Below are 25,024 nucleotides of genomic sequence, written 5' to 3'. Positions count from 1 at the left end.
GGCTGCCCTAACAAGTGGGGGTCAAACCAAGCGTTCAGGCCGTGGTCCAAACAACCCAGATCCCACGCGAACCCAGGTGGCACCAGCCGTAGCAGCCTGCTTCCAATCTCCGCTCATCCCCATCGAGCAATCAGGCAAAGCGAGCTCATCGGCAAGGGTTCTGCAGTCATGGAAGAGACCTTGACGGTCTTCAGGACCTAAGCCAAGTGGGGCCATGGTCATCAGCCCAATGGGCTTCAAGCCTGGAAGCGACTGCAGCTCAGGCCAAACCTCACGCAAGGCATCCGGCTCCCAGCCACCCTTCGCCGGGTCGTCGCGAAGCTTGACCTGAAAAAACACCTCCGGAGTCTGCTTTTCCTCCAGCGCAATCCTTGAAGTGCGTTCTGCAAGTCCTTGAGAGTCGATCGAATGAATCACGGGAAAGGCCCGCACAACAGCCCGGACTTTGTTGGCCTGTAGGCGTCCAATGAAATGCCAACGCAAGCCGCTGAGGTCGCCTAAATCCTGTTGTTTCGGGAGTGCTTCCTGCACCCTGCTCTCACCAAAATCAACTTGCCCCAAGGCGGCCAGCTCTCGCACCGCCATGGCCGGGTGGCCTTTGCTGACAGCCAAAAGATGAACAGCGTCTGGACAATCAGCGTGAATCGCCTGCCAGCGGGACTGAATCGTCTCAGATTCCGAGCTGCTCGACGCCATCAAATGAAGGTTTGATCGAACAGCTGCTTCCAATCGGCAAAATCGGCAGAGCGATCACGACGACAGCGCGCGAGGTGAAGCTCTGCATGATGCCGGGCGTCCTGATAAGGAATCACCTCAAACTGAGCCCCCCTGGGTTGCAGCGTCACCAAGAAAAACATGCGCTGGGCATAAAGCGTGGCGTAAAGGTCCCGTCCTTCGCCCGCGGTCGACACCTGATAAAGCATTCCAAAGGTGGGGTGATTGAGATAACGCTCCGCTCCCACAACTCAGTCCATCAAGATTTAGAGAGCACCGTACTTGCCTCGCAATCCCACCACCGCGAGAAGGGCCACAAATGACAGCAGGTTCAAACCACGCGCCACGGCAGATGTGTTCTGAACAGGGCGGAAGCAATCCGCAGGAAGCCAACGCCCTCCCCTAGCAATCAAGGCATCAGCGCCTTGCTCAGCGCGCAACAAAATGTTGGCGAGAAGGCGTTCTCCCACCGACAGGAGCAATCCGAAGGAAGCCTTGAAGCCCAACTGACGGAGATTGACCGCTCGACTCGCCACGGAGCGCACCAGATTCTGCAATTCCTCTTGCACCAAGGGCAGAAAACGGAGTGCCAACAACAGCTGAAAGCAAAGACGATCCACTGGCAAACCAAGTTTGGTTAGGGGGAACAAACACCAATTCAGGGCCCACATCAGATCCTCACTAGGTGTGGACAGCAGCATGAGATTCACGCTATGCACCACGGTGACAATCAACGTTGCGCTGTTGAGACCGAGCTCAGCCGATCTCCGATCCACCGATAGTGGACCGAGGTTGAGCGGCCCAAGCTGAACAGGACCCAGCCGAAACAACTCCCAGCTGGGCGTCTGCAGGGACAAACCCTGCAACTCCTGCACAGGCCTTATGGCCTGTGAGGCTGCTGGGTCTCCCGTTGGCAAGAACATCGCCAGGAGGCCAAAGCCAACCCCAAGACACACCACCAAAAGCAATGAGCGCCACCACAACCTGGCCGGCAAGCCACTCAGGGCGGTGATCACCATCAAGGCCAGAACGAGCCCGAGACGCCATAACGGACCTGCCAGCACGGGGGTCAACAAAAACATCACGACCCAGCCCAGCTTCAAACGAGGATCGATCAGACGCAGCCAACCAGCGCTGCCATCGACGTACTGCCCGATCGGAATCTGACGCAACCAGTCCATGGGGAATCAGCCTTGGCGGTGCTGCTGGCGGACCAGCTCCTTTTCCGCATCCCGCTGTTGCTTGCCACGCCAGAACAGCTTCACCGGAGTGCCGTCAAAGCCGAGGCCTTCACGAATTTGACGCTCCACATAGCGGCGATAGGTATCGCCAAACAGCTTGGGCTCATTCACGAACAAGGTGAAACTGGGCGGACGACTCGCCACCTGGGTGCCGTAGTACAAGCGGCCCTGCCGGCCACCACGAGTGGTGGGAGGACTTCGCCAGCTGAGGGCTTCCTTGAGAACTTCGTTCACAACTGATGTGCTCACCCGGCGGCGGTGCTGTTCCACAGCAAGAGACGCCAAGGCGAAAATGCTGTCGACCCGCTGCCCCGTGAGTGCAGAGGTAAACAGCATCGGAGCCCAATCAAGGAAATAGAGCTTGGCGCGCAGCTCCTTCTCCATCGCCGACATCGTGTGGCTGTCTTTTTCCACCGCATCCCACTTGTTCACCACCACCACGCAAGCGCGACCGTCCTCTTCGATCCGTCCCGCTAAGCGTTGATCCTGCTCGGTTACACCATCGAGAGCATCGATCACTAAAACGCAGACATCACTGCGTTCGATCGCTTTAAAACTGCGGTTGATCCCAAAAAATTCCGGCCCGTAATTCACACTGCGACGCCGACGTATCCCTGCGGTGTCGATCAATCTCCAGGGACGATTCTCCCGTTCAATGCGTGTATCAATCGTGTCGCGGGTGGTGCCACGAATCGGACTCACAATCGCCCGCATCTCACCACAGATGGCGTTGAGCAAGCTGGACTTCCCCACGTTGGGGCGGCCAATGATCGCGAGCTGAATCGGCTCCTCTTCATCGCTCTCTTCATCCTTGGGCGGAAGGAAAGTGAGTACCTGATCGAGCAGCTCGGCGGTGCCAGCACCATGGATCGCCGAAATCGGATGGGGTTCACCAAGACCGAGCCGCCAGAACTCCGCGGCCATCCCTAATCCCTGCTCCGGAGACTCACACTTATTGACCGCCAGCAGGGTCTTGCAGTTCTGCGTACGCAGCCATTCCGCGATCGATTCATCAGCAGCCGTCAATCCCTGCTGACCATCCACAATCACCAACGCCACGCTGGCTTCAGCGAGGGCGAGGCTGGCCTGCTCCCGGATTTCAGGAAGGAACTCACTGTCGTCATCGAAGACCAGGCCCCCGGTGTCCACCACCTTGAATTCTCGATCACCCCAATAGCCGTCTTGATAGGTGCGATCTCGCGTCACACCTGGCTGGTCGTGAACAATCGCCTCACGACTTCTACAGAGACGATTCACCAAGGTGGACTTGCCGACGTTGGGACGGCCGATGATTGCTACGACCGGACGCGCCAAGACAGGAGCTCAAAAAAACTTTCTTGACAGTACAGAGGTGACCCATCACAGAAATGCGAAGTCATTCATACAGAGGCGAATGAGATGCATCCAACACAAGTAGGCATGTGAAAGCACTGACTGGAAGCAAGGCTCCAGCGACCCTTAACTTCAGGACCGGTGACGACGCAATCGTCCAGACAACGCAGCAGGCTGCATTAGGAGCCGAGCCGATGCCAATTGGAGGAAGGGAGAGGTCGTCTTCTCGGTCATCGCGGTCGGAGTGACGCATGTCGCTAAAAGGCTTGCCGCTGAGCGCTCAAGTCACTAGCAGGGAGGAGAACCGCCCTTCCCCAGAAGAGTCGCAAGTATTACATTTTGTAAATAGGGAGCTTCGGTGGAACGGAGAGCCTTTTCGGGAGGGGTTAGACGCCCTCCTTTTTTATGCCCGGAGAAAAATAAGCACTTGTCTCTACGGACACCTGCTTGCTTCACAGCCAAGTTGATAGTGAAGCGACCACCCCCGTGTTCGCTGAAAGGAACAGTCAGCAGAGGTCGACTGTTCTTTTTTTATGCCACAGGCTCAACTCACAGGAAGATCACCTGGGTGACCGCTCACTGGGTTGAGCGGCGGATCAAGCAGCGGTGGCAGGGGGCCGTCCTCTGCCAGCAACTGCTCCCGGGCTGCAAGCCAGGCCAGCAGCCAATTCACGGCTGTAGCGCGACGCGTGCGCCGGGGGTAAAGCTCCCCGATCCGATACCCGGCAAACTTCAGCTGCTCTTTCAACAGCTGCTTGTGCTCGCGTGGAATCGAGCGGGTGAGTTGCACGGAAGCTGGGCGAATACTGATCACTTCAGGGGCCTGGGGGAACACCTCTCTCCACGTCGAGGGCGTCTCAGGCCCAGCAAGCCAGATCAGGCCTTCCCCCTGCGGCTGGTACCCCAAGCGCTCCCAAACCCTCTCTGCCACAAAGCGATCACTCATTCGGTCTTCCAGGATTCGATCCAACAACAAGCGGCTAAGCGGCCAAGGGGTAGGGGACATGCGAGCAGACCGGAGGCCTCCATCCTTCGCCCTATCGCCTTGCCTTGACAAGCCCAACCGTCACACCAACTCTCAGACCCACAGCCAAACGAGCAGAATGATTCAGTCTTCGGCCTCTGGCCATGCCGCTGAAGATTCAGGGTCGACTTTTAGAGCGACAACTCAGGTGCCGCGCACTGCAATCCCCCCTGGCTGGCGTCAGCGATCGGATTTTCAGAAACCTGGTGCGTCGCTGGGCTCCCGATGCACTGCTGTTCACCGAGATGGTGAATGCCACCAGCCTGGAGCTGGGCCACGGACGGCTCAAAATGGATGGGCTGCAAGAAGAAACAGGGCCCATTGGGGTGCAGCTGTTTGATCATCATCCCGACGCGATGGCAGATGCAGCCCGCCGTGCCGCCGATGCCGGAGCCTTCCTGATCGACATCAACATGGGCTGTCCTGTTCGCAAAATCGCCCGTAAAGGCGGGGGCAGCGGGCTGATTCGTGACCCAGATCTGGCCTGCAGAATTGTGGAAAAAGTGGAGGCCGCAGTGGGGCTTCCAGTCACGGTGAAAACGCGCCTCGGTTGGTGTAGTGAACACAACGCCATAGGGGTTGAGGCCGCCGTGAACTGGTGCCGACGCTTGGAAGATGCAGGAGCGCGAATGCTGACGCTCCACGGCCGCACGCGAGAGCAACGCTTCAGCGGCACTGCGGATTGGAACGCGATTGCCGCTGTCAAAGCAGCCCTACGCATTCCTGTGATCGCCAATGGAGATGTGAACAGCCCTGAGGAAGCGCTGCGTTGCCTGCGGATCACCGGGGCCGATGGCGTGATGGTGGGTCGCGGAAGCATGGGTGCCCCCTGGCTTGTGGGCCAAATCGATGCCGCACTGAGTGGCCTGCCGATTCCAACAACGCCCGCACCACTGGATCGCCTAGTCCTCGCCAAAGAACAACTTCTGGCGCTAATCGAGGCACGCGGAGATCATGGCCTGCTGATTGCGCGAAAACACATGAGCTGGACTTGCACTGGCTTCCCCGGCGCATCCCAGTTTCGGCAGCAACTCATGCGCGCTCCCACGCCTGCCGCGGCCCTTGATCTACTCGATCAACAGATGCAGCGAATTCAGTGAATGAGCTGTTGCCTCTGCTGCTGATCTGGCCGCTCTGGCTAATTCGTCGCCCCGAACAAGACACCCCGATCTGGGGACGCCGCAGCCTGATCCTGCTGATCAGCCTGTTCACCCTTCGCTATTTGGTCTGGAGAGTGACCTCCAGCCTCAACTTTGATAGCCGCTTATCGATCACCCTCAGCCTGCTGCTCCTGGTCGCCGAAGCCTGGCTGCTTCTCATTGGCTTGGTACCGCTCTGGCTGGCTTGGCGGCGGTTCCCCGATCGCCGCGTCGAGATCAACGACCGGCAAAAGCGCTGGGCTGAGAGCGGCTGGAAACCACACGTGGACATCTTGGTTCCCACCTACGGCGAACCGATCAAGGTGCTCGAACGAGCCCTGATTGGTTGCACAAACTTGTCCTATCCCCACACCAAGGTGTGGGTGCTCGACGACAGCGGACGTCATGAAGTAAAAGCCCTCGCTGCTGAGCTCGGGTGCCGCTACTTGCACCGCGCGGAGCGCGCGAATGCCAAGGCTGGCAACCTCAACCATGGTCTCCGCCACTGCCGAGGAGAACTGGTTGCTGTCTTCGACGCCGACTTCATTCCCCAACGCACATTTCTAGATCGCAGCATTGGCTTCCTGCTCGACCCTGAGGTTGCGCTGATTCAGACGCCTCAAACCTTCATCAACGCCGACCCGGTGATGCGCAATCTGGGGATGGAGAATTGGCTTCTGTCTGATGAAGAAAGTTTCTACCGCTGGATCCAACCAGTTCGCGATGGCTGGGGGGCCGTGGTGTGTGCAGGCACGTCTTTTGTTGTCAAACGGAAAGCACTCGATCAAATCGATGGCTTCGTGGAACAAGCCATCTCTGAGGATTTCGTAACCGGGATCAGCCTGACCCGTCAGCACTGGCGACTGCTCTATTTGCAGGAAAAACTCAGCGCTGGTTTAGCGGCCGAAACCATGGCTGATTTCGTGCACCAGCGACAACGCTGGGCCTCTGGCACCTTGCAAAGCCTCAGGCTCAGCAGCGGCCCATTGCGGTCTAAGGGGTTATCGCTGGGGCAACGTATCGCTTACCTCGAGGGCGTGATGCATTGGTTCAACAACCTGCCAAGGCTGGTGTTGATGCTGATGCCACTCAGCTATGGCCTTCTCGGCATCATTCCGATTTTGCTCAATAGCAAAGCGGCATTGACCTTGCTTCTACCGCTTTGGGGTTTGCAAGTGTTGCCCCTGGGCTGGTTAAACCGTGGTTCACGAACGGCTTTTTTAAGCGAACTCACCGGCTGGGTGCTCACCGTTCCTCTCACCGTGACCGTGCTGGCCAATCTGATTGGACGCATCGGTGGATTTCGGGTGACCCCCAAACATCAGCGCCGTGATCGCGGGAGCTGCAGCGTGGAGCTTCTGCTGCCACTTCTGGCCCTTGTGCTGTTCAATCTGGTGAACCTCCAAGGACTGCTCTCCAACGCCAGCGATCTACCAGCTCAGGTGCTCGCCGGACGACCGGTCGGTTTGGTGTGGGGAGTGATCAATCTGCTCAGTTTGATCGTGGCAGTTCGTCCCTGTTGGGACCCTGCCGCGACGGATCTCGCCCCGTGGCAGAAGCTCAAAATAGAAGCCTGGATTGAAGACGACGGGGGGCACCGTTACCCCTGCTGCATCACCGCCTTAAGCGAAAGCGGCGCCAAGATCTCCGGCTCCCTTTCGACCCTGCCATGGGTTGCCAGTTCCAGGCTGCGCTGGTGCCAAGAGCTGCCCGCATTGCCCGTGATCTTGACCAACAAAACAAAATCGGAAGCCCTTCTCCACTGGGGAGACTTGCCGCGGAACGAGCGCTATGCCCTAATCCGCTGGCTCTTTTGCCGGCCGGGATGCTGGGTCGATCGGCAGGCGCCAATGGAGGCGCGTGCCTTGCTGGCCCTACTCCGGCGGCTGATCGCACCAACTAAGCGCGGCCCCTTCAACCCGAGTCTGATCCCGCAGCACCCTCCAACAATCCAAACCTCAGCGCATCAATAAATCACGCGTTCCCGTGATCGCCTGCGTTGCTAGCAACAAAGCAACAACAACATTCATCGAGACATGCAGCCGTCGCATCCAGAGCCGACCAGCAATCTGCTTTTGCATCACCACCGCAGCCAGCATGAGGGCGATTAAGGCCGAACCACCCCAAAGGTGCGACTGCCAAACCGCTGTTGGGAAAGCCTGGCGCCACTCGAGCAATACAGGCTGAGAGGCAATCAGCATCAGGGTGAACCAACAGGCTGCTGCCCACAACATCTTTACGATCACTGCTTTGGCACCTAACAACGCCACGTAAGCCGCTGCAGCACCCACAACAGCCAGCAGGAAGCCCAACATCTGATCACCCTGCATCCCACCAGCCAGGGCGTTGTGAAATAGAGCCACCAACACCGCCAGCACCATTCCCCCGGTGACCCAGCGCCCGTGATCGGCGTGTTCCACAGGCACCGTTGGCGCAATCGGATTGAGATCCAGCCGCCTTTCACGGGCCAAAATGCCCAGCCGAATCGTGGCACCCACCACCGGATAGACAAACAAAATCATCAAAACGGGGTGAACCAGCCCGAGCCAATTCAAGGACGTGAGAAACGAAACGCTTTCCGTCACGGCAATACCTCAGGCCAAGTCTGCCGAATCAGCAGCAATGAAAAATAAGGCTTCGACTCAGCGGGAATCTCGATCGCTCGCGCCAAGACCTGATCCGGCCAACCCACCCGTTGCGCAAACAAAGAGCCCTCGAGCAGCTGATGCCTCTCCAGGCAGGCCCGAACCCATGGCCATCGCTGACCGAGCTTGATCAATGCCAGCACCATGGAGTTCGATTCAGCTGATTCAAGCAACCCCTCCAGATCTGATTCATGGTCTGGGCAAGGACGAATCAGAACCCCGTCTTGCTGCAAGGCAAGGGGCCAATCAATCGCCATCGCTGCGCTAGCGGCGGCGGCGGCACAAACCGCGGGAATACCTGGAATCAGCTTGATTGTGAGATCAGGATGCTGCTTGCGCAGCGCCAGTTGCACATAGCTGCTCGAGGCAAACAAAGAGGCATCGCCTTCGCAGAGCAAAACCACCGCCAAACCTCGTCGCAACTCGGACGCCAGCGAATCTGCGGCATGGCGCCAAGCCTTCAATCGTGGCTCGGCTTCCTCCACCATCGGAAAAACCAGAGGCAGGCGCCGCTGACTAGAACGCGTCCAGCGAGAAGCAATGGTCCAAGCCATCCCTTCAGCATCGGCACGCGCAACGGGATAAGCCACGACATCGGCGGTTTCAATCGCGCGAACAGCAGCAATGGTGAGAAGCTCTGGATCACCAGGGCCCACTCCGATCAATTGCAGAGCGTGAGGCAAAGGATCCACGACCAACAGGTCAACAATGACAGCGTCCGGTGGAGCAAGCGCCACGGCAGAGACCCACCAGGGCTAGAGAGGTGAAGTTCAAACAACGCCGTGCTGATGACGGAGCTGAGGATTTACGCAACGCGGGATACGGGCGTTGAGACAGCACCGGAGCCACTCCTCAGCACCAGCAACGCTGTACAGATCAGCGCAGAACTCAAAATGCGGGGAATCAAGTTTCAGCGCTGGCCAAGCAAACCAGAGCTTGAACAACAGGCCAGACAAGAGCGGATTTTGGAGGCCTATGCATCGCTGATTGCTTCCGTCCAAAAACACGAGGGGTACCAAACCGTTGATGTGATGCGCGTTGGGAGCGATCAGCCCAACACCTCATCATTGCGGCAAACATTTCTGCAGGAACACCAACATCAAGAGGATGAAGTGCGCTTTTTTGTGGAAGGTTGCGGCCTCTTCTCACTCCACATCAAAGACGAGGTGCTTCAAGTGATCTGCGAAGCCAATGATTGGATCACAATTCCAGCTGGAACCCGGCACTGGTTCGACATGGGCGCCAACCCGAACTATTGCGTGATTCGTTTTTTCAAAAACTCAGGAGGATGGGTGGCGTCCTTCACCGATGATCCGATCGCCAATCACTATCCAGGCCTTCCTTGCGCAAGGGAACAGACAACCCAGGGCTGATCGATTGAAGATTTGGTCTCATCGGAGACAGTCAGCAGGCATCTCCAAGCCGAATGATGCCTAGGTCTTCAAACAAATCTCATGGGCTATCTCATTGTCGTTGGTTGTGTTGCTCTTGCGGCCGCAATGTCCAAGTCATTAACGGACAAAAACTGATCAACGATTGAAGACTCAGCACTCCTTTGCGTTCAGCATTTGCAGATCAAGTTGGGACTTCATTGTCTGATCCAGAAAAGATGTCTTTAATTGACTCAAAGTTATCAATGAACAGACCCGTGCATTAGAAGAGTATTGGCCAGCGGCCAGATAAATCCAATCATTGATAACACCATCAACCAGCATATGAACACCTAAAGAGTTCTTATTCGACGGTCTCATTGGCTTCGGTTCGGGATACTTCTTCCAGCCCATGCTCTTGGTTTGGATAACTTAGGTGCATGCTCAGAGCTGCTCTTTGACCGGAGCAGCTTTTTTATGCCATGGCAACAGGAGTAAATGTTGAAACAGATCCCAAATTCAACGCATTCGGACACAACAATTCCAGAGATCATACTCAAATATCTAGAAGGTTCTGCTCACTACTGAGAGCTGCAATCTTCAAAGCATTGACAACCTGATCAGCACACAAAAAGCAACCAATAGAGGCTATTTAAGACACTAGTCATGAAGAACTGGTCCAAATGCTAGAAACTATCAACGCCACAACTATGCATCCTCACATCTTCTGGTTTTTCTAAAACCCCAGTTAGAGCTTGAACTTCAACCTGTGCCAGTTCCTCCAAGCGGGGCACGATCACCGAGCGATCCCAACGCTGTTCGCACAGCACCCAATAGAGGCCGAAATGACGTGCCTCACTCAACAACAAACTTCCGTAAAGGTCCTTTAAATCCTGCTCCAGGCTGTGCTCCGCCAACAAGGCCATTCGTTCGTGGCTACGCGCTTCGATCAACCCCGCCACCAAAAACGAATCGAGCATCCGCAGCGGCTCTCCTTTGCGGATGTGCTTGGCAAGAAAGCCTCCATACCCTGGGGAAGGCAAGGGTTCCAGATAGCGTCCTCGCGCCTGCAGCAAGGCAAGCACCTGCTCGAAATGCTCGAGCTCCTCGCGCGCCAACGGACTCAACACTTCCCCCAAGCCTGGTTCGCAGAGGTAGCGAAACATCAGCTGCACCGCCGAACCAGCTGCTTTGCGCTCACAGTGCGCATGATCAATCAAGACCTCCATCGGTCTCGAAATCGCTTGCTGCAGCCAAGAGGCACTCGTGGGTGCAGCCAACCAGCGGATGCTGGCCACAGACGTTGGGGGCATCAACCCTCCCCTCCGCTCGCAGATTTGCGCAGGTGACGGACCAAGCCATCGAGGGCCAAGTCGTAGCTCACGGGTCCAAAACCACAAATCACACCAACGGCTCGATCGGCCAGAAACGAACGATGCCGAAATGGTTCACGGGCATGGGTGTTGCTCAAGTGCAGCTCCACATAGGGGATCGCTGTCCCCAGCAGGGCATCACGGATCGCAATCGAGGTGTGGGTGTAGGCCCCTGCGTTGATCAGGATTCCATCCACCTTTCCCATCGCCTGATGGATGCGATCCACCAGGGCACCTTCGAAATTGCTCTGGAAACACTCCAGCGTTAGGCCATCAGCGCTGGCCCGCTCGCTGAGTGCCGTCTCGATCTGATCGAGGGTCTGGCGTCCGTAGAGGCCTGGTTCCCGCTGACCCAGCAGATTGAGGTTGGGGCCGTTGAGCAGCAAAAGGTGCATGGCCCGACTCGTAAACGTAGGTTGATCGTATCGACAGCCTTGCTGGTAACCTCTCTGGGTGTGGTTCGGGTCGGTGCCCGAGTGGTTAATGGGGGTGGACTGTAAATCCACTGGCTCTGCCTACGTTGGTTCAAATCCAACCCGGCCCATCCACCACACGCCCTTGTAGCTCAGCGGTAGAGCACTCCCTTGGTAAGGGAGAGGTCTCGAGTTCAAGTCTCGACAAGGGCTTCAATCTCACCCCACGATTGGTTGCTGGACCTTTGCAACACAGGGTTGCGATTCAACGCATTGGCTCGTGAATCAACAGCATCGATAGCTGACAAAAAACTTTGACATTCAACGCTCTCGCTAATGGTCACAGCTTTACCCTTACACCAGACGGTCACCTCAAGAACAGCCATCCACATGAACCACTAAATAGCAAGCAATGGGAAGTCTAAACAGCATATTATGTTCAAGCATCGGCCATGTTGTATTAGCTTTTGCCCAGCCAATCATCCACTCAGATGACATTGGTCGCCAAAAATGACGACTATCAAACCAATACATGGCCCATAAAGAAGTGCATGACTTGAATACATTGATGGCAAATTAAATTGAAAATAGGCTTAATCAGCGGAGGGAATCAGGGGAGGGAGGCTCATCCCAGAGCTTTAAACAGCACCGCTGATTGAGGACCAAGTGTATGGCGAGCCTCCTGGTACGTACCAATCAACGCACCATCCGTGTCCCAGCCAACTTGTGCAACGTCGTGAGACTCAAGAGGCAAAGCCTTCCTCCGAGAGCGGTTTACCACCACCACCACCCCAGGCGCGCGTCCCATGAGGCCGTCAGGGGTGTAGGCCTGCCACAACAGCCCACGATCCCTCACCGCCTCTACCTGTTGGCGGATCTTGGTCAACGTCAAGATCAGCTTGCGCAAATCATGGGGCCAAGGCGCCTCCCACGGCATCGCCTCACGGCAGCCCGGTTCTGGACCGCCCTCCAGACCCACTTCCGTTCCGTAATAGAGGCAAGGGGCCCCGGGCTGAAGCATCAACAGAAGCATCGCCAATGCCAAGGCCTGACCATCCCCTTTAAGAGTGTGCAACGCCCTAGGCACATCGTGACTGTCTAGAAGATTGAGTTGGCAGCGGTTCACCTCCTGTACGTACCAACCCTTTGTCTCAGCCCAGATCTCAAGCAATGCCTCCGTCTCCAGGGGGCGCAACGGGTACATCGGGTTGCGGTAGCTGCGTCGCAAACGCGTGCCCGCCACCCAACAAAGGCTGCTCCAGCCCAAGCGGTAATTCATCACGCCATCGAAATGCTCTCCCTGCAGCCAAGACCTGGCATCTCCCCAAATTTCACCCACGATCCAGGCCTCGGGATTCACGGCTTTCACCATGCGCCGAAACTCCATCCAAAACGCCGCAGGCACCTCATCAGGCACGTCCAAGCGCCAACCATCGATTCCCCGTTCCAACCAGTGCCTACCAACCGCTAACAGGTGCTCCTTCACGGGCGGATGGTCGTGGTTGAACTTCGGCAGCGCAGGATCACACCACCAACAGCTGTAACCACAGTCTTGGCCCTTCCGCGGATAAGGCCGAAGCGGCCACTGATGCACATGGAACCAGTCGCGATAGGGAGAGCGATCCCCGTTTTCCAGCAGGTGATGAAACGCCCAAAAGCCGCGCCCACAATGGTTGAATACCCCATCGAGGATCAGGCGCATGCCCCGTTGATGCACCGCCGCAATCAAGGCATCAAGCGCAGCATTGCCTCCCAAGAGAGGATCCACCTCGAAGTAGTCGTAGGCGTGATAGCGATGATTGGCCGCCGAACGAAACACCGGCGTCAGGTACAAGCAGGTCACTCCCAACCCCTGAAGGTGGTCGAGAGCGTCGATCACTCCATAGAGATCTCCCCCCTGAAAACCCTGTTCTGCAGGATCTGTTCCCCAGGGCTGCAACGCCAAGCCCTGCTGCGCTTCCACCCGGCCACTGCGGCGAAAACGATCGGGAAAAATTTGGTAGACCACCGCCTCAGCAACCCAGGAGGGAAACCTGCTAATGCGTTGTGTCTCCACCATTCCTTTGCAGGCCTCTGGTCCCATCGCTAGCAAGTAGGAAACGAGATGGCTATGGCAGCACCGCCCCTCCTGCTCGCACTAGATCAAGGCACCAGCAGCTCACGCGCTGCTCTCTTCGATACGGATGGCCGCCCAGTCGCCAGCGCTTCCGCTCCCCTTGAAATTCACTACCCCGCCGATGGCTGGGTGGAACAAAGTCCTACGGCGATCTGGGAGAGCCAGCGCCTGGCGATGAGCCGCCTTGAGCAGGCGATCACTCCAGAGCAGCGGCAAGCCGTGATCAGCTGCGGCATCACCAATCAGCGCGAAACCACCACGCTCTGGAAACGAAGCGATGGCAGCCCCTGCGGCCCAGCCCTGGTCTGGCAGGACGGCCGCACCGCCGATCTCTGTGAGCAATGGAAGGCAAGCGGCCTTGAAACGAGCTGGAGAGCCAAAACCGGCCTGATGCTCGACCCCTATTTCAGCGCGAGCAAAATTCGCTGGCTGCTCGACCATGAAACTACCGCAAGCAGTGCCGCGGCCCAGGGTGATCTCTGCTTTGGAACGGTGGAGAGCTGGCTCCTATGGCAGCTCAGTGGCGGCACCATTCATGCCACAGACATGAGCAATGCCAGCCGCACCCTGTTGATGGATCTGGAACGGCGGCAATGGATCGATGACGCCTGCGCTGAAATTGGCTTACCCAAGCAGGCCCTCCCCGAACTCAGGCCATGCCGTGGAGATTTCGGAGTGATCCAAGCAGGCTTGCCCTTCGCTGGCGTGCCTATTCAAGCGCTGCTTGGTGACCAACAGGCAGCCACCCTGGGGCAACTCTGCCTGAAACCAGGCGAAGGAAAATGCACCTACGGCACCGGCGCCTTTCTCGTGGTGAACACCGGCAGCAGCATCCGCCATTCCGACGCTGGCCTGCTGAGCACCCTGGGCTGGACCGATGAGCACGGCACCCCCACCTATTGCCTAGAAGGAAGCCTGTTTAATGCGGGCACGGTGGTGCAATGGCTGCGCGACGGCCTCGGCATCATTGGCAGTGCCGAGGAGGTCAATCCCCTGGCGCAAGAGGTGGAGAACGCCGCCGGGGTGATGCTTGTTCCAGCCTTCACCGGATGGGGCACACCCCACTGGGACCCCAGTGCCCGTGGTTTATTGATCGGGATCACCCGCGACACCCGCCGAGGCCATATCGCCCGAGCCGCCCTGGAAGGAATCGCCCTCTCCGTTGCCAGTCTTGTGGAGTTGGCAGAGCAAGCCATGGAGCAAAGCCTCGGGGAGCTTGCAGTGGATGGGGGAGCAGCGGCTTCTGACCTTCTCCTGCAAGCCCAAGCCGACAGCACTGGTTTACGCGTGCGCCGCCCCGTTCATCTGGAAAGCACCGCTCGCGGTGTGGCCCTGCTGGCTGGCTTGCAAGCCGGCGCGATTTCAGACCTCAAAGACCTGGTGCCGAATCGCAGCCAAGACTCCAGCGTGTTTGAGCCCCAACAAACCCTGGAGCAACGCCAACGTTGGCGCCAACGTTGGAACGATGCTGTGAGCAGGAGCCTTCACTGGAATGGCTGATCAACGTTTTGACCTCGTCGTCATCGGCGGCGGCGCCAGTGGATGCAGCGTGGCCTATGAAGCGGTCCGCCGCGGCCTGAGGGTTGCTCTGCTCGAGGGCCATGACCTCGGCAGTGGCACCAGCTGCCGCAGCACCAAGCTCCTGCATGGAGGGGTTCGTTATCTCGAACTTGCTTTCAAAACAGCCGACCTCGCCCAATTGCGCTTGGTTCGAGAAGCCTTGCTGGAGCGAGGCCACTGGCTGGAACAAGCCCCGTTCTTAGCCCAACGCCTTGAACTGGCCCTGCCCAGCGACTGTCGTCTTGGCCAGGCCTACTACCGCATCGGCCTTGGGCTTTATGACGCCCTGTCCGGTCGTGCCGGGATCGGCAGCAGCCGCATGCTTTCCTCCAAGCAACTCCACCAAGCACTCCCTCTTCTGCGTCCCGATGTTCAACGCGGAGTGGCCTACAGCGACGGGCAATTCGATGATGCTCGCCTGAATCTGCTGCTGGCTCTCACTGCTGAACGGGCCGGTGCTGTGATTCGGACCCGCACCAAGGTTCGGGAGCTGGAACGCAACAGCCAGGGACAGATCTGTGCCGCCATCAGCGAAAACAACCAAGGGGAGCAAGAGCGCTGGGAAGCCAGGGCAGTGGTGAATGCCACAGGCATCCATGCGGATGCCATCCGCCGGATGGCTGATCCCAACTGCTCCATGCGCATGCTCACCAGCAGGGGAGTGCATTTGGTTTTAAGAGCAAACCTCTGTCCTGAGGGACTCGGCTTGCTGTTGCCATCCACCGATGACGGACGCGTTCTGTTCATGTTGCCGTTCTTTGGACGCACGCTGGTCGGCACCACAGACACAAAGTGCTCGCAAGCGGGCGCAACGGCTCCATCTGAAGACGAGAAAAACTATTTAATCGATTATGTGAAGCGCTGGTTCCCCGATCTGGGTGATCCCGATGTGGGGAGCTGCTGGGCAGGTGGACGACCGCTGCTCAAGCCATCCGGTGCTGAGGTAAATAGCAGCAGGGTGGTCCGTGAGCATGAGGTTGAGACGTTGAACAGTGGCCTCATCAGCGTGATGGGGGGCAAATGGACCACTTGCAGACCGATGGCGATCGACACCCTGCAGGCGGTGGAAAAGCAATTGGGGAGCTCCCTTTCAGACCCAGCTGCCTTGCCGCTGATCGGAGCAGATCAAGACCCCAAACGCACTCCAGCACTGCTGCAAGAGCAAGTCCGCGCCCTGGAACGCCTGCTGCCGGAGACCTCTCTACGTGATCAACAACGGGCCCACCTCCAATCCAGTTTCGGATTAGAAGCGGCTGCACTCGTGGCCAGCTGGAGTGAAAGCGACCGTGAGCCTTTGAGCGATGTCATCCCCGTTTGCCGTGGTGAATTACGGCATGCCATCAGCGCCGAACACGCCTGTACCGCAACGGATGTCCTCGCCCGTCGCTGCCGCTTGGCCATGGTGGATCAACAGGAAGCCGAGCGGCTGCTCCCGCAGGTTCAAGCCCTTCTAGAAGAGGCGGAGGTGGGAGATCCCAAGGCTCCAGAGGGATCAGGACTCAATTTGTCCTGCTGACCCTCAAAGTCCTCGCTGCTGTTGTCTGATTCCTCCACTTCACCAATCAACCACCAGCTGAACCCATGCGCAGCGAGGTAGACAAACCAATCGGCATCGGCAGGAGGGAAGTCGCACCCCCACAGCACCTCACGGGTGCGTTCACCAGACCAGCGGCTTAGATCGAGGCGAAACGATGCCCCAGCAGCGGAGAGATTTGCCGCCACCATCACCGTCATGGTGGCGTTCGTGCGGACATACACGATCACGCCAGGATGGGCACACTCCAACAGCTCAAAGCCGCCATTGCGTAGGGCTGGAAGAAGCTTGCGGCAGGTGAGCATGCGCCGATGCCAATTGAGAAGCGAACCAGGCAGCTGCTTCTGAACTTCCACGTTCACCACCCGATAGTCGTATCCGGGAGCGGTAATTGGTGGCAACACCAGCAGGGGATCTGGAGCCGTTGAAAATCCACCATTCCGTCCAGGCGTCCAGGCCATCGGAGTGCGGTTCGGGTCGCGGTCGCGCAAGCCTGGCCAATCCCCCATCCCGAGCTCATCTCCGTAGTACAGGCAGGGAAGTCCTGGAAGGCTGTAAAGCAGGGCATGCATCACCCGATTGGAACCAGGATCACCATTGAGCAAAGGCGCAAGACGCCGGTTGATGCCCCAATTCAGCCAATGCCCCTGCCCCTGATGCAATCCGGCTCGGATCGTTTGAATCACGTCTTCTGAAACCAGATGGCCATCGCCAAGCCAAAGCTCATCGTGATTGCGTAGAGGCAAGGCCCACCTACTACCCCCCACAGCGTTCTGAGCTGCCTGCAAGCACTCGCGCAAGGCCTCCACCGTTCCGCTGGCAATCGAGGCAAACAAATGAGCCGTTAGGGCGAAGTTGAAAGCTCCATGCAATTCATCATCGGCGAGGTAAGGAGCGGCCTCCTCCACTGGTTGAATCGCTTCAGCGAGGAGCAACACATCCTTGCCATGGCTGTCCACCCTTGCGCGTAAGCGCTTGAGGAATTCATGGGTTTCAGGCAAGCCCTCACAACGAGATCCCTCGGTTTCAAAAAGGAAGGGAACCGCATCGAGACGGAAACCATCCACGCCCCGTTCAATCCAAAAATCCACCACATCGAGCATCTCCTTTTGCACGATTGGACTGTCGTAATTGAGGTCGGGTTGATGGCGCAAAAAACGGTGGAAGTAGTACTGCTGCGCCACCTCGTCCCATTCCCAGTTCGAAGACTCGAAATGACGGAACAGCACTGGTGCATCTGCATAGCGCTTGGGGTCATCACTCCACACATACACATCCCGTTCTGGACTGCCTTCTGGGGCCCAACGGGCGCGCTGAAACCAAGGATGGAGTGTGCTGGTGTGATTCAGCACCAGGTCCATCACCACCTTGATGCCATGTGAGTGAGCAGCGATCAAGACCCGATGAAAAGCCGCCAAATCACCCAGTTCTGGATGAATGGACTTGAAGTCGGTGATGTCATAACCACCGTCCTGCAGTGGTGATGGATAAATCGGGGTCAGCCAGATCGCTTCAACTCCCAACCAACGCAGATAGGGCAGGCGATTGGCCAGGCCCTGCAAGTCGCCAATACCATCGCCATTGCCATCGGCGAAGCTGCGCACGATCAGCTGATAGATGACGGCGCCGTTCCACCACGGCTGCTGCTTAGTCATCACGCCGGCACCATTCCATCTCGTACTAACCCCGATCGGCCGCGACGTCACCCCCTCTTTCGCAATCCATCGATCAGGACTGCGAGCATGGACTTAGATCCCACGTCTTCTGATGGTCAGCCCCTCCCCCAACGAGGCCTTTCAAGCTGCTGATTTAAAGACCCTCCGCTCCCCTGTCGTGTCGGGTCAAACCCGACCGGAAGCTTGGCGGCGCCTGCAATTAAAACGCCTTAGTGACCTGCTCGATCGCCATGAAGCAGACATCCTTCAAGCCCTTCGTATCGACCTCGCCAAGCCAGAGCTGGAGGGGATGTTTGAAATTGTGGCTTTGCTTCAAGAATTAAAAATCACGCGACGACGCCTCAAGACCTGGATGCGACCTCGACGCATCCCTGTGCCGATCGCGCAACGGCCAGGGCGGGCCCAACTCATCCGAGAGCCCTTGGGCTGTGTGCTCGTGATCGGGCCGTGGAACTACCCCTTCATGCTGACGTTCCAGCCCCTGATTAGTGCCCTTGCGGCGGGAAACACCGTTGTCTTGAAACCCTCGGAGCATGCCCCTGCCGCCGCAGCCCTGATCACGCGCCTCATCACGGAGGGATTCCCCAGTGATGTGGTGAGAGTGGTGAATGGGGATGGATCCACCGCAGCCGCTCTTGTGGACCTTGGCTTTGACCACATCTTCTTTACCGGTAGCGGAACGATTGGAGCCAAGGTGCTGGCTGGTGCCGCCTGTCATCTCACTCCTGTCACGCTGGAGCTTGGAGGCAAAAATCCTGCTGTCGTGCTCGATAGTGCCGACCTTGCCGTCACAGCACGCCGCTTGATCTGGGGCAAAGGAATCAATGCTGGACAAACCTGCATCGCCCCTGACCACCTCCTGGTTCAGACCAGCATCCGGGAGCGCCTTGTGCAGGCTTTGCAAGAGGAGCGGAGGAATCTGTATGGAGACGATCCACTCGCTTCCGCTGATCTCAGCTGCTTAATCCACGATCGGCATTTTCAACATCTCGAAGGCCTACTAGCAACAGCTCGAGCAGAGGGGCGCATCCTGTTTGGAGGCGAATGCGACCGCCAACGCCGCAAGATCGCACCCACCCTGATTGAGGTTCACAGCGATCAGGACCCCTTAATGGCAGAGGAAATCTTTGGCCCGTTATTACCAATCTTGACTGTGGAGACCTTGGATGACGCCATCACACGCATCCAACAACAAGACAAACCCTTAGCCATCTATCTCTTTGGCGGTGATCGCAACGACCAAAGCGCGGTTCTGCAACGCACCAGTTCAGGTGGGGTCTGCTTCAACGATGTGGTGATGCAAAAGGGGGTTCCGGAATTGCCATTCGGTGGAGTGGGGCCCAGCGGTATGGGCACCTATCAGGCAGAAGCAGGCTTTCAAACCTTCTCCCACGAACGTTCGGTGCTGAGCCGTCCCTTTTTTCTAGACATTCGTCACCGCTACCCGCCGTATACATTGAATCCTGCGATATTTCGCCGTTTTGTGAGCTGAACATCGCTCCAAATCAACCAAATCAAATGAATCCGCGCGAGGGACTGGCGAGTTGGGCCAGACACCTTATCTTTCGCCCAGCACAGAAATAAGCATGCGAAGCATTTTTGCCGCCGCCCTAACCCTGTCGGCATTGATGCCCCTTCAAGCGGGCGCGGCATCGATCACCGTCAAACCAGGAGACACCATCTCCGGTCTCGCTGATCGCTATGGCGTATCGGTTGGACGCTTGATGAGAGCCAATGGAATCCGTAATTCCAACCATGTAGAAGCTGGGCAAACGTTGCGTTTGCCCAGCGGGGCCAGGGGCGTTGTCAGCGCTGGCCAAGGACGTCACACGGTTAAAGGAGGAGACACCCTCGGTGGCATTGCCGCTCAATATCGCGTCAAAGAAAGGGATCTAATCGCGATCAACAGCCTTCGAAGCGCTGATCATGTTGAGCTTGGCCAAACGCTGAAGCTGCCCACATCAGCCGTGCTTCCCAAGCCAAAGCCCGTAGCGAAGGCCAAGCCAACGCCGATCAAAGCCAATCCAAACGCCACATCCCACACCGTGGCCAGAGGTCAGACCCTCACCCAGATCGCTCGAGCCTATGAGGTTCCCGTGGCCTCTCTGATTGATCTCAACACCATCAATGACCCCAACAAGGTGACGATTGGAACCAAGTTGATGCTGCGGGAGACCCTTCCCACCGAATCGGTCAGCACATCCGTGCAAACCAGCCCCACGCCAGAAGCAAAACCCGTTCTCACTGCAACGGCCAGCCAACCAACCAAGACGGTTCAAGCCAAGCCAGTTCAGTCCAAACCAGTTCAAGCCAAACCAGCTGTCACGAAGACAGCTCCAAGAAAGGCCGCTCCAGCAAAGACCACTCCAACCAAATCAGTGGTAGCCAAAGCAGTGGTGGCCAAAGCAGCGACATGGCGCACCTACGGCCCGCTCCAAGTGGACTGGAGCAACTGGCAATCCATGGGCGGCAGCATGGTGGCTCCAACTTTGAACAACGAAGGCAAACCCCTGTACGTGGCGGTGAACTGCTCTGTACGCAAAATCAATGTCACCGGTTCTGATGGTGCATGGAAAAGCTGGATTGCCCCGCAGACCAATTTTGAGAAGGACCTGGTGAAGGATCGCTGTAACAAAACCGCCTAAGTCAAGCCGCGTAATTCAGGGGCCAAGGGGCATGCAGGAATTGTCTGCCGCTATCCCTTAATGACAAGCGTTGGGCGCCGTCATTGCTCTCACGAATGAGCTCCTCTTGCACGAGTCTGCGCGCAAGCCAACCCCAACGCTCTTCGCTGCCATCAAGCTTCCGCAAGCGCTCGGTCAGGCTGCGAATGTCTGCTCCCTGGCCGGCATCGATCACCTCCAGCAATTCTTGGGCGCGATTTGACCAATCCTTGGCCCGCAGATCAGCCAAACAACGATCACAGCGGCCGCAAGGAGACGTCAGCTCACCCACCGAGAGCAGCAAAGCTTGCTCTCGGCAAATCTCTCCCTCAGCAACCGCCTCCATCCGCCTCAATTGCTGCTGTGAAAACTCCACACGCCAAACGTCGTCGTCGGACGCCTTGGCTTCAGGAGCACGACGCAACGTGGACTGCATCGCCCAGCCCAAGCTGGTTCGATCTCCAGGCGAAAACAGCACAAGGCAATGGGCCGGTCTGCCATCGCGTCCAGCGCGACCTGACTCCTGGAGGTACCCCTCCGGGGTGGCAGGCAAATCCAAGTGCAACACCAACCCCACATCCGAGCGGTCAACACCCATCCCAAACGCCACGGTGGCCACCAACACCGGCGCATCAGCTTCTAAGAAATGCCTTAGCGCCTCCTCACGACGCTCCGCCTCCAGCCCCGCGTGATAGGTAATCGCTGGAATGCCTTGGGATTGCAACCGTTCTGCCCAGAGCTCTACCGAACGGCGGGTCCTGGCATAGATCAAGGTGGCACCCCGTGACTGCTTCAGGGCACTTAAGACATCGGGAAGCGGATCGCTCGGACGACGACGCATCGTGTAGTGGAGGTTGCTGCGTTGCGCCGACGACACCTGGATGAGCGGTTTGCATAACCCAAGCAAACGGAGAATGTCAGCCCGCACCCTTGGGGCTGCGGTTGCACTCAAGGCAACGAGCGGGACACCAGGACACAGGGCCCGAAGCTGACCAAGACGCCTGTAGTCGGGCCGAAAATCATGCCCCCAAGCGCTGATGCAATGGGCCTCATCCACGGCCAAAGCCACCAACCGGCCTTCCCTCGCATGCGCAGAGAGCATGGCCCTCGCCGCCTCACCTTGAAGACGCTCAGGGGCGAGGTAGAGCAGACGCAACGTGCCAGCGGATAACTGCTCCTGTATCAAGCGTCGTTGTTCGGGTTGAATCCCGCGGTGCAAGCAGGCGGCTGCGATACCTCGCCGCTGCAGTTGCAACACCTGATCATCCATCAGAGCGACGAGTGGAGAAATCACCACGACCAACCCTTGTCGCACCAAAGCAGGGAGCTGAAAGCACAGGGATTTGCCGCCTCCAGTTGGCAGCACTGCTAAACAATCTCGACCGCTGAGCAGGGCTTCGATCACTGGACGTTGCCCGGAACGAAAGGAGTCCCAGCCGTAATGCCTGTGGAGAGCTTTAAGGAGTGGATCCAAAGCTCACCCTCACTCCACAGATAGCGCCTTCACCTTAACGAGCACCAGATCTAGAGGATTTCCGGAGGCTCCAGTTGGTCAGGAGCCTCCTCAACAAGTTGAAGTCTCACCCTCTTGCCCCCAGCAAGTTCACCGAGCGACACCCGCATCGTGGCTCCACTCAAGGTTTGTAGCGCTGTTAAAACATCGCGTAAATAAGGGGTGCTGCTTCCGCTTTCCACCCACAGACGTTCATACAGACCACCTAACCGCCTCCAAGAGGTATGCAGCTTGAGAACCGCAGCCTCCAGCGTCTGAGCCTGCCCTACGGCATCGGCGAGCAAGCCCAGAGCATCGAGACGCTGAGCCTCCTGCATCGCTTTCTCCAGATCCAGTTCCCCCTGTTGAAAGGCACGAACAGCAACGCCTGATTCCGTGGCTTTGGTGATCCATCGCGCCGTATGGGTGACGTCCTTAATCCGATCGAGTTCTGGCTCATCGCGTAACACCTTGCGGAAGTCTTCCTGCTGGAGCGCTGGAAGCTTTGACAATTCACGCACCAGAGGCGCAACAACCTTGGATGGCAGCAAATTCTCTTGCGCCCGTTGACGGATTTCATCCGGAAGCAAGGGACTGGTTGCAGAGGTGAAATCGTCCGTGAGCCTGCGAACCTGCTTGCGGGTGATTTCCTGCCCCTCGTTGGCAGCTTCCGCAATCATCACCTGCACTTCAGGAGCTGCCAAAGCGGTCTCAAGAAAAGCCCGTTTTGAAAACTGGTTCACACTCGCTGGCTCAAGCAAACCCTCACCAACCAAGCCTTGCTCCGATTCGGCCAGCTGAATCAATCCATACGCCCTGGTCTTACTGATTTCCCGTTCGCGAAGCCACTGCAAAAAGCCTGCTCCACGTCCTTCACCGCCGCGTTTTTCTCGATCACGCACCGATTTCAGGATGCGACCACGCCAAATTTCGGTTTGTAGATCAAATTTGTCGCACACATCCCAGGCCTGCTCAAGACGAGCCAGGAATTCCATCGTGCTGATGTCATCCCGTTCAGGATCAGGAAGATCGAGATTGAACGTGGGTGCTTCGGGACTCTGGTTCGTCAAAGACGGTGTTTGGAGGGGTGGTCATGGATGCTGCCATGCCGGTGCAGGTTTCTTTGCAAGAAGCGAACGACATTCTGTGACGCTCACTCCATCTTGAGACCATGCAGCGATACGCTCGGGTTGCATCAACGTTTCTGGGCAGCGATGGCTATTTCCCGCGGTGACAAGGTGCGCGTTAAGCGCCCTGAGTCCTATTGGTTCAATGATGTCGGCACGGTGGCGTCCATCGACACATCTGGCATTCGTTACCCGGTGGTCGTTCGCTTTGAAAAGGTGAATTACAACGGGATTTCCGGATCAGAAGGCGGAATCAACACCAATAATTTCGCTCAAGCGGAACTCGAGCCGGCCTGAGGCCGTTGCCCGAACTCCCAGAAGTTGAGACGGTTCGTCGTGGTTTAGCGAATCGTCTCGATCAATTCGTGATCAGCGATCTTGAAGTGTGCCGGGACAGGGCGATTGCAAGTCCTGGTGGAACTGAGTGCTTTGAGTCAGGACTCATCAATTGCCGCGTTGGCCATTGGACGAGAAGAGGAAAGTACCTCTACGCAGAACTCCATCGGCCTGGATCAGCCGGAATAGATCCTCCTGAGGAGAGCGCTGGATATTGGGGAGTTCACTTACGCATGACAGGCCAATTTCAGTGGATTGAAAACGACACGCCACCTTGCAAACACACTCGCGTTCGTTTTTGGAATGCGAAGGGGCAAGAGTTGCGCTTCGTTGACCTCAGAAGTTTCGCGGAAATGTGGTGGGTCCCAGCCGATGTTGCCGTGGAGTCAATCATCACAGGCTTAAAAAAGTTGGGCCCCGAACCGTTTAGCCAAGACTTCAAAACGCAGTACTTACAAGAGCGATTCAAAGGTTCCACACGCTCAATCAAAGCAGCATTGTTGGATCAGTCCATTGTGGCTGGCACGGGCAACATCTATGCCGATGAAAGCTTGTTTGCTGCGGGTATTCGCCCGGAAACAGCAGCAGGCCAATTGAATCGCAAACAATTAGACAAACTCAGGGAATGCCTGATCGAGATCTTATCGCTGAGTATTGGTGCGGGCGGAACCACATTTAGTGACTTCAGAGATCTAGAAGGCGTGAATGGTAATTACGGAGGGCAAGCAGCGGTTTATAGGCGAACAGGACAACCATGTCCAAGATGTGGGGAAGCCATCGAACGCATCAAACTGGCAGGACGCAGCACTCACTGGTGCTCTCACTGCCAGACGTAAAAGTGCAATCCAATCACAGAATCAGAGAGGAAAATAATTGAACCAAATCACAAAAGCCTGGTCCAGGCAAACAGAACAAGAAAGATATGAATCAGTCACGACACAAACAATCCACGCAATCGCACTTCGCCCAACGCAAACAGGCGCGCCAAAGACTACGAATCAAGCGTCTCAGCAACCTCTGTCTAACCATCTCAGGTGCTGGCACCAATCAAAACCAAACTAACAAGAAAAAGATCACAAAAAAAGCCACCCCTTCAAGGGATGGCTTTCTTCGTTTGGAATGTTTTTACCTGGCATCGAGCTATTTTCTCAGGGGGCTACCCCCCAAATATCGTCGCCGCTGCTGCGTTTCACAACCGAGTTCGAGATGGATCGGAGTGGTTCCACAGCGCTATGGACACCAGGATAGAAAAATTCCCAAGGTTTGACC

At 57.2% G+C, this 25,024-nt stretch carries 24 protein-coding genes, 2 tRNA genes and 1 rRNA gene; 11 read left to right on the top strand and 16 right to left on the bottom strand.

The window, feature by feature from the left end:
* Positions 1-21: 21 nt before the first annotated feature.
* The 6 genes from SynPROS91_RS02855 to SynPROS91_RS02830 all read right to left on the bottom strand — a co-directional run bounded on the left by SynPROS91_RS02855 (position 22) and on the right by SynPROS91_RS02830 (position 4,293).
* The gene (locus tag SynPROS91_RS02855) at positions 22-696 is read right to left on the bottom strand and encodes a YggS family pyridoxal phosphate-dependent enzyme (protein ID WP_186518291.1); all 675 of its coding nucleotides are present in this window, start codon (positions 694-696) and stop codon (positions 22-24) included.
* Positions 696-962: a PipX family protein gene (locus SynPROS91_RS02850; protein ID WP_115070289.1), complete on the bottom strand. Its 267-nt coding sequence runs from the start codon at positions 960-962 to the stop codon at positions 696-698. Before SynPROS91_RS02850 ends, SynPROS91_RS02855 begins: the two co-directional genes overlap by 1 nt.
* An 18-nt stretch (positions 963-980) precedes the next feature.
* On the bottom strand, positions 981-1,895 hold the full coding sequence (locus SynPROS91_RS02845; protein WP_186518289.1) for an energy-coupling factor transporter transmembrane protein EcfT: 915 nt from the start codon (positions 1,893-1,895) through the stop codon (positions 981-983).
* Between the two features lie 6 nt (positions 1,896-1,901).
* On the bottom strand, positions 1,902-3,269 hold the full coding sequence (der, locus tag SynPROS91_RS02840) for a ribosome biogenesis GTPase Der (RefSeq protein WP_186518287.1): 1,368 nt from the start codon (positions 3,267-3,269) through the stop codon (positions 1,902-1,904).
* 61 nt (positions 3,270-3,330) lie between these two features.
* Positions 3,331-3,540, bottom strand: a complete 210-nt coding sequence (locus SynPROS91_RS02835) for a hypothetical protein (protein ID WP_186518286.1) — start codon at positions 3,538-3,540, stop codon at positions 3,331-3,333.
* A 291-nt stretch (positions 3,541-3,831) separates the two neighbouring features.
* Positions 3,832-4,293 carry a DUF1823 family protein gene (locus SynPROS91_RS02830; RefSeq protein WP_186518284.1) on the bottom strand — a complete coding sequence of 154 codons (462 nt, stop codon included), beginning with the start codon at positions 4,291-4,293 and terminating at the stop codon, positions 3,832-3,834.
* Positions 4,294-4,415: 122 nt separating this feature from the next.
* Between SynPROS91_RS02830 and dusB the strand changes: the two genes are divergently transcribed.
* Positions 4,416-5,411, top strand: a complete 996-nt coding sequence (dusB, locus tag SynPROS91_RS02825; protein ID WP_186518282.1) for a tRNA dihydrouridine synthase DusB — start codon at positions 4,416-4,418, stop codon at positions 5,409-5,411.
* 8 nt (positions 5,412-5,419) lie between these two features.
* Complete coding sequence (locus SynPROS91_RS02820; RefSeq protein WP_370586780.1) at positions 5,420-7,423, top strand: glycosyltransferase; 2,004 nt, start codon at positions 5,420-5,422, stop codon at positions 7,421-7,423.
* Here SynPROS91_RS02820 and SynPROS91_RS02815 read toward each other — a convergent pair.
* Positions 7,409-8,035, bottom strand: coding sequence for a DUF4079 domain-containing protein (locus SynPROS91_RS02815; RefSeq protein ID WP_186518278.1), 627 nt, complete (start codon positions 8,033-8,035; stop codon positions 7,409-7,411). The two genes, SynPROS91_RS02820 and SynPROS91_RS02815, sit on opposite strands and share 15 nt — an antisense overlap.
* The gene (locus SynPROS91_RS02810; RefSeq protein WP_186519351.1) at positions 8,032-8,778 is read right to left on the bottom strand and encodes a precorrin-2 C(20)-methyltransferase; all 747 of its coding nucleotides are present in this window, start codon (positions 8,776-8,778) and stop codon (positions 8,032-8,034) included. The genes SynPROS91_RS02815 and SynPROS91_RS02810 overlap by 4 nt, the downstream gene beginning before the upstream one ends.
* A 105-nt stretch (positions 8,779-8,883) precedes the next feature.
* Between SynPROS91_RS02810 and SynPROS91_RS02805 the strand changes: the two genes are divergently transcribed.
* Positions 8,884-9,468 carry an acireductone dioxygenase gene (locus SynPROS91_RS02805; RefSeq protein ID WP_186518276.1) on the top strand — a complete coding sequence of 195 codons (585 nt, stop codon included), beginning with the start codon at positions 8,884-8,886 and terminating at the stop codon, positions 9,466-9,468.
* A 171-nt stretch (positions 9,469-9,639) separates the two neighbouring features.
* Here the strand turns inward: SynPROS91_RS02805 and SynPROS91_RS02800 are convergent, their stop codons facing one another.
* From SynPROS91_RS02800 to aroQ, 3 genes are all read right to left on the bottom strand, one after another.
* Positions 9,640-9,879, bottom strand: coding sequence for a hypothetical protein (locus SynPROS91_RS02800; protein ID WP_186518275.1), 240 nt, complete (start codon positions 9,877-9,879; stop codon positions 9,640-9,642).
* A 272-nt stretch (positions 9,880-10,151) separates the two neighbouring features.
* On the bottom strand, positions 10,152-10,778 hold the full coding sequence (locus SynPROS91_RS02795; protein ID WP_186518273.1) for a tRNA-(ms[2]io[6]A)-hydroxylase: 627 nt from the start codon (positions 10,776-10,778) through the stop codon (positions 10,152-10,154).
* Positions 10,778-11,233, bottom strand: a complete 456-nt coding sequence (gene aroQ, locus SynPROS91_RS02790; RefSeq protein WP_186518271.1) for a type II 3-dehydroquinate dehydratase — start codon at positions 11,231-11,233, stop codon at positions 10,778-10,780. The genes SynPROS91_RS02795 and aroQ overlap by 1 nt, the downstream gene beginning before the upstream one ends.
* A gap of 67 nt (positions 11,234-11,300) precedes the next feature.
* Here aroQ and SynPROS91_RS02785 point away from each other — a divergent pair.
* Positions 11,301-11,382, top strand: a tRNA-Tyr gene (locus SynPROS91_RS02785).
* Positions 11,383-11,392: 10 nt separating this feature from the next.
* Positions 11,393-11,464, top strand: a tRNA-Thr gene (locus tag SynPROS91_RS02780).
* A 412-nt stretch (positions 11,465-11,876) separates the two neighbouring features.
* Here the strand turns inward: SynPROS91_RS02780 and SynPROS91_RS02775 are convergent.
* Positions 11,877-13,334, bottom strand: a complete 1,458-nt coding sequence (locus SynPROS91_RS02775; protein WP_186518270.1) for a glycoside hydrolase family 13 protein — start codon at positions 13,332-13,334, stop codon at positions 11,877-11,879.
* A gap of 21 nt (positions 13,335-13,355) precedes the next feature.
* Between SynPROS91_RS02775 and SynPROS91_RS02770 the strand changes: the two genes are divergently transcribed.
* Positions 13,356-14,867, top strand: a complete 1,512-nt coding sequence (locus tag SynPROS91_RS02770; protein ID WP_186518268.1) for a glycerol kinase — start codon at positions 13,356-13,358, stop codon at positions 14,865-14,867.
* Positions 14,860-16,443, top strand: coding sequence for a glycerol-3-phosphate dehydrogenase/oxidase (locus SynPROS91_RS02765; RefSeq protein ID WP_186518266.1), 1,584 nt, complete (start codon positions 14,860-14,862; stop codon positions 16,441-16,443). Before SynPROS91_RS02770 ends, SynPROS91_RS02765 begins: the two co-directional genes overlap by 8 nt.
* Here SynPROS91_RS02765 and SynPROS91_RS02760 read toward each other — a convergent pair.
* A complete protein-coding gene (locus SynPROS91_RS02760; protein ID WP_186519349.1) occupies positions 16,368-18,116 on the bottom strand; it encodes an alpha-amylase family protein in 1,749 nt (582 codons plus the stop codon). The two genes, SynPROS91_RS02765 and SynPROS91_RS02760, sit on opposite strands and share 76 nt — an antisense overlap.
* 112 nt (positions 18,117-18,228) lie before the next feature.
* On the opposite strand from SynPROS91_RS02760, the gene SynPROS91_RS02755 reads away from it, so the two are divergent.
* Positions 18,229-19,629 (top strand): aldehyde dehydrogenase family protein, encoded by a 1,401-nt coding sequence (locus SynPROS91_RS02755; RefSeq protein WP_186518264.1) that lies wholly within the window; start codon positions 18,229-18,231, stop codon positions 19,627-19,629.
* Between the two features lie 94 nt (positions 19,630-19,723).
* The gene (locus tag SynPROS91_RS02750; protein WP_186518262.1) at positions 19,724-20,782 is read left to right on the top strand and encodes a LysM peptidoglycan-binding domain-containing protein; all 1,059 of its coding nucleotides are present in this window, start codon (positions 19,724-19,726) and stop codon (positions 20,780-20,782) included.
* Position 20,783: 1 nt separating this feature from the next.
* Here the strand turns inward: SynPROS91_RS02750 and SynPROS91_RS02745 are convergent, their stop codons facing one another.
* Positions 20,784-22,274, bottom strand: coding sequence for an ATP-dependent DNA helicase RecQ (locus tag SynPROS91_RS02745; RefSeq protein WP_186518260.1), 1,491 nt, complete (start codon positions 22,272-22,274; stop codon positions 20,784-20,786).
* 50 nt (positions 22,275-22,324) lie between these two features.
* A complete protein-coding gene (locus tag SynPROS91_RS02740) occupies positions 22,325-23,287 on the bottom strand; it encodes a hypothetical protein (protein ID WP_255439974.1) in 963 nt (320 codons plus the stop codon).
* A gap of 219 nt (positions 23,288-23,506) precedes the next feature.
* On the opposite strand from SynPROS91_RS02740, the gene SynPROS91_RS02735 reads away from it, so the two are divergent.
* Positions 23,507-23,716: a photosystem I reaction center subunit IV gene (locus tag SynPROS91_RS02735; RefSeq protein WP_186518256.1), complete on the top strand. Its 210-nt coding sequence runs from the start codon at positions 23,507-23,509 to the stop codon at positions 23,714-23,716.
* 5 nt (positions 23,717-23,721) lie between these two features.
* Positions 23,722-24,591 carry a DNA-formamidopyrimidine glycosylase gene (locus SynPROS91_RS02730; RefSeq protein ID WP_186518254.1) on the top strand — a complete coding sequence of 290 codons (870 nt, stop codon included), beginning with the start codon at positions 23,722-23,724 and terminating at the stop codon, positions 24,589-24,591.
* A 291-nt stretch (positions 24,592-24,882) separates the two neighbouring features.
* On the opposite strand, the gene rrf is transcribed toward SynPROS91_RS02730, so the two are convergent.
* Positions 24,883-24,999 (bottom strand): 5S ribosomal RNA (gene rrf, locus SynPROS91_RS02725).
* Between the last annotated feature and the right edge of the window lie 25 nt (positions 25,000-25,024).

The organism is Synechococcus sp. PROS-9-1 (assembly GCF_014279775.1).
GTDB lineage: Bacteria > Cyanobacteriota > Cyanobacteriia > PCC-6307 > Cyanobiaceae > Synechococcus_C.
Note: the sequence above shows the minus strand (reverse complement) of the source record. Positions and strands in the feature narration are given on the sequence as shown.

Coding starts and splice junctions, on each gene's coding strand:
- dusB (WP_186518282.1), top strand. CDS start 4,416: ATGCCGCTGAAGATTCAGGGTCGACTTTTAGAGCGACAACTCAGGTGC.
- SynPROS91_RS02795 (WP_186518273.1), bottom strand. CDS start 10,778: ATGCCCCCAACGTCTGTGGCCAGCATCCGCTGGTTGGCTGCACCCACG.
- SynPROS91_RS02845 (WP_186518289.1), bottom strand. CDS start 1,895: ATGGACTGGTTGCGTCAGATTCCGATCGGGCAGTACGTCGATGGCAGC.
- aroQ (WP_186518271.1), bottom strand. CDS start 11,233: ATGCACCTTTTGCTGCTCAACGGCCCCAACCTCAATCTGCTGGGTCAG.
- SynPROS91_RS02830 (WP_186518284.1), bottom strand. CDS start 4,293: ATGTCCCCTACCCCTTGGCCGCTTAGCCGCTTGTTGTTGGATCGAATC.
- SynPROS91_RS02855 (WP_186518291.1), bottom strand. CDS start 696: ATGGCGTCGAGCAGCTCGGAATCTGAGACGATTCAGTCCCGCTGGCAG.
- SynPROS91_RS02835 (WP_186518286.1), bottom strand. CDS start 3,540: ATGCGTCACTCCGACCGCGATGACCGAGAAGACGACCTCTCCCTTCCT.
- SynPROS91_RS02805 (WP_186518276.1), top strand. CDS start 8,884: ATGACGGAGCTGAGGATTTACGCAACGCGGGATACGGGCGTTGAGACA.
- SynPROS91_RS02770 (WP_186518268.1), top strand. CDS start 13,356: ATGGCTATGGCAGCACCGCCCCTCCTGCTCGCACTAGATCAAGGCACC.
- SynPROS91_RS02750 (WP_186518262.1), top strand. CDS start 19,724: ATGCGAAGCATTTTTGCCGCCGCCCTAACCCTGTCGGCATTGATGCCC.
- SynPROS91_RS02760 (WP_186519349.1), bottom strand. CDS start 18,116: ATGACTAAGCAGCAGCCGTGGTGGAACGGCGCCGTCATCTATCAGCTG.
- SynPROS91_RS02735 (WP_186518256.1), top strand. CDS start 23,507: ATGGCTATTTCCCGCGGTGACAAGGTGCGCGTTAAGCGCCCTGAGTCC.
- SynPROS91_RS02775 (WP_186518270.1), bottom strand. CDS start 13,334: ATGGGACCAGAGGCCTGCAAAGGAATGGTGGAGACACAACGCATTAGC.
- SynPROS91_RS02755 (WP_186518264.1), top strand. CDS start 18,229: ATGGTCAGCCCCTCCCCCAACGAGGCCTTTCAAGCTGCTGATTTAAAG.
- SynPROS91_RS02740 (WP_255439974.1), bottom strand. CDS start 23,287: ATGGAATTCCTGGCTCGTCTTGAGCAGGCCTGGGATGTGTGCGACAAA.
- SynPROS91_RS02800 (WP_186518275.1), bottom strand. CDS start 9,879: ATGGGCTGGAAGAAGTATCCCGAACCGAAGCCAATGAGACCGTCGAAT.
- SynPROS91_RS02765 (WP_186518266.1), top strand. CDS start 14,860: ATGGCTGATCAACGTTTTGACCTCGTCGTCATCGGCGGCGGCGCCAGT.